Genomic DNA, 3,447 nt, shown 5'->3' with positions numbered 1-3,447 from the left:
AAGGTTAACGACGGTTAGATTCACCTCTTACACAGCACCTGCTCATTCGAGATATGCGCCTAATGGGGTGTAAGTCTATTTCTGAGCTTTCTCGAAAAAATTTAAGGTTCAGGTAGTTTCAAAAAATTCATAACACGTTGTCATACTTGCATTATGAAACTCAAGCCAACCTTTTAGGTTGGCTTTTTTGTGCTTCAAAATATGTAATACCAATCCTCACTAATACTTAATCATTTTTAGGGACTAAAACTGCCGCTTGCTTCGTTAAATATTTCTTATTTAGAACAACTAAATAGCAAAATTTTTACCTTGCTATCGACAAGTTTTCCTCGCCTCAAAATAGATCACTTAATTAAGAGAATTGGTATAAAAAACTAAATAATCGACTTTCTTTGCTGTATTCAAAATTAAAATAAGTATAATGTATACAAAATTCACATTAAGCATTTGGATACTTGAAGCAATGAAAGCAAAAATAATAACCGCGGTCCTATCGCTTGCCGTGCTTGCAGGCTGTCAAACTACAGAGCAACCAGCCGCTGTCGAAGATTACAGTAAAGTAAAGCTGGCATATGGCAATGTCGTTAAAGAAGGTGAAGTCTATATTCCAGCTTGGAAACGCAATGAAGCGAAAATCAACCAAGTGCTTGCAAATCAGCATTACTGCGCCGACAACTTGGTTTTACGCTTCCAAGCCATGTCGCAGCAAAATATCGAAGATTCTTGTAAATTACTGCTAGAAACAGAACTGGAGCGCGGTGAGCCTCCTCAGGCTAACGTCTTGCGGGGTCTCACCAAACACATGAGTTACTCGAAACTACTTCCAGAATAAGCAGCTTCCCAACCACCCCTAACGCTCTACTTAGCAACGAACCACTCAAAGTCTAAAAATCGAGCCTTCTGCAATCTAGCTATATTATTTAGATAACTTTTATGATGTTCATATAAAGCCTATCGTAAAGAAATGTTTTGTTTAGTTTGAAACTTTTTCTCTCCCTCGTACGTCTATTATGACAACCCGTGCATCTATGCATCGGGTATAATAAATGGGAGGTTCCGCATAACGTAAGGGGAATCTACCATTTTCACAAGGGGTCGAGAACATGAAAACACGTGTCAGTCTATGGATGTTGATCGTCGTTTTGTTTACAGCTTTCGCTTTGCCTTCAAGCATCTCAGCATCGACAGGGGATCAGGGCATCAACGAAAAGTTAGGTCTGCCGATTGTTGTTTATGGAGAAGCTTTGTCTGAAGCACAAAAAGATGACGTAACCGAGCTGCTCGAAGTGAATCAGCATGACCAGGTCGATGAATTTGTTGTAAATGGCCAGATTAGCCAACTATATCGGGGAAACCCGAATTCGAATATGTATTCTTCTGTCAAAATCATTCATCAGGATAATGGAGAAGGCTTGAACATTGAAATCGTAACACCAGATAACATAACACAGGTGACGAAAGAAATGTACACAAATGCATTGTTGACGGCTGGTGTGGAGAATGCGGATGTGCTGGTCGCTTCCTCAGTAAAGGTCAGTGGTCACTCTGCGCTTACGGGCATCTATAAAGCTTACGATGCAAAAGGCGTGAAGCTGGATGAAGAACGGATGAAGGTAGCAAGTGATGAGCTTGATATCGCAACAGATATCGCCGAGGAGGAAGGGATCGACCGGGATAAGATCAGTGAATTGCTGACCGAAATCAAGAAGCAAATTGCTGAGCAGGACCCAGTGACAAGGGAAGAAGTGGAGCAGATCGTACGGATCAACTTCAATCCTTGAACATTGAATTGAGTGAAGAAGACCGCCAGCGTTTGGTCGACTTATTTGAACAGATGCGCAACTTGAACATCAACTTTGATCAAGTTCAAAAACAATTGGAAGACCTGACGGGCAATATCCAGGACTTAATCAATGACGATGGGTTTTGGAACAGTTTGCGGAATGCCGTTCAAGATTTCTTTAAATCCTTAAGTAATTTTATCAACTCACTATTCAACTAGATAGCTTCTGCCTTAGTTTTGCCCACCCCAGTCATCTTTATTTCGATAGACTGGGGTGTTTTTTCTTCTAAAAGAACCTCCCGCTCCTTATATGGAGGGGAGGTTCTCTTTAATTGGCGATGGTTTTGGTGTCTTCAATTATTTGTTCAAAAGGGACTTCTGTGTCACCTTTATATTTTTTTACGACCATGCCTTCTTCATTGATTAGGTAAAATGCTGTTCCATGAATAACCTGATCATTGCCTTCCGTTTACTGCAGAAGTCTTAAAGCTTTCTTGAGCGAAATTAGATATCTCTTCCTGTGTATATTCGGTGATGAATGACCAGTTGCTGTGATCAACTCCATATTTTTCACCAAACTCTTTTAAAACTTCGGGAGAATCCACAGTCGGGTCTACGCTGAAGGATACAATTTCAACATCGATACCTTCTTCTTTCAACTGCTCTTGAACTTTGACCATGTTCCTTGTCATTGGCGGGCAAACTGTGTTGCAGTTAGTAAAGATAAAGTTTGCGAGCCAAACTTCTCCGTCCATCTCATCCGTAGAAAAGCTTTCCTCCGCTTGTGTGGTTCCTTCAAAGGATTGAACTTCCCAATCCAGCGTATTCTCTAATTCATTCGATCCGCAAGCAGTCAGGAAAATGACTGTACATGCGAATAAGCTAAGTAATAGAAAGCGTTTCATTTTGTTTCCCTTCCGGACATTATGATACAGGTCTAGTTTACGCCTGCATGAAAGTAAGGTCAATCGAACCTTAATATATTCGTTAAATGGACATAATTTCAGTCCTTCTGGGAATGCTAAGGTTCCATGAATATCGGTTAGGGGATGAAGAGCGAATGCCTTATTTTACAGAAAAATCAGGGGCACAATTGTTTTATGACGATCGAGGAAATGGGGAAGCCTTTGTTTTTATTCATCCTCCTGGATGGGAGGAAAGTATTCAAAATGCAGCATTCCCTTGCAAGAGAGTTTCGTGTTATTTTTCCAGACCTCAGTGGAAACGGAGATTCTGAAGTAATTTCTCATGCGCCTGATGTATCGATGTACGCAAGGGAAGTCGTTCAGCTTATCGATCATTTGAACCTCGATCAAATCGTGGTTGTCGGCTATTCTTGCGGAGGGATGATTGCTCAGGAATTTGCACTTACCTTCCCTGAACGGACGAAGGCGGTCATTCTTGCGGGCGGTTTCCCTAAGGTTGCTACAGGAGGACTCCGGTTTGAATTTCAAGGTGGGATGTACTGGGTGGATAAAAGCCCGGAGACGCTCGCCAAGTTACTCAGCCATTCCCATTTTAAAGATGACGAAATTAAACGTGAATTGAATGAACACATGGCGAAGTCCGACCCGGAATGTTGGTACACCTATTACAACCGTGCTCTTTCTTTTGATTGCAGTGGGCGATTGAGTAGGCTGACTCAACCGCTTTTGCTCGTGTCC

General features: G+C 41.6%; 3 protein-coding genes and 1 pseudogene. 3 read left to right on the top strand and 1 reads right to left on the bottom strand.

The genetic code is table 11. The features are described 5' to 3' along the window. The first annotated feature begins 463 nt into the window (after positions 1 to 463). Both ACXAC4_RS20365 and ACXAC4_RS20360 read left to right on the top strand, forming a co-directional pair. Positions 464 to 832, top strand: a complete 369-nt coding sequence (locus tag ACXAC4_RS20365; RefSeq protein WP_475165013.1) for a hypothetical protein — start codon at positions 464 to 466, stop codon at positions 830 to 832. Positions 833 to 1,103: 271 nt separating this feature from the next. Next, a pseudogene (locus ACXAC4_RS20360) lies at positions 1,104 to 2,002 on the top strand (DUF1002 domain-containing protein). A gap of 236 nt (positions 2,003 to 2,238) precedes the next feature. On the opposite strand, the gene ACXAC4_RS20355 reads toward ACXAC4_RS20360, so the two are convergent. Beyond that, positions 2,239 to 2,688, bottom strand: a complete 450-nt coding sequence (locus tag ACXAC4_RS20355) for an SCO family protein (RefSeq protein WP_475165012.1) — start codon at positions 2,686 to 2,688, stop codon at positions 2,239 to 2,241. 195 nt (positions 2,689 to 2,883) lie between these two features. Here ACXAC4_RS20355 and ACXAC4_RS20350 point away from each other — a divergent pair. Continuing rightward, positions 2,884 to 3,447, top strand: a 564-nt coding sequence (locus ACXAC4_RS20350; RefSeq protein WP_475165010.1) for an alpha/beta fold hydrolase, incomplete at its 3' end; no start/stop codon positions are given.

The sequence above is a fragment of the Pseudoalteromonas sp. AWM4_233 genome (assembly GCF_056158285.1).
This window is presented reverse-complemented; position numbering and strand designations above follow the sequence as displayed.

Coding starts and splice junctions, on each gene's coding strand:
- ACXAC4_RS20365 (WP_475165013.1), top strand. CDS start 464: ATGAAAGCAAAAATAATAACCGCGGTCCTATCGCTTGCCGTGCTTGCA.
- ACXAC4_RS20355 (WP_475165012.1), bottom strand. CDS start 2,688: ATGAAACGCTTTCTATTACTTAGCTTATTCGCATGTACAGTCATTTTC.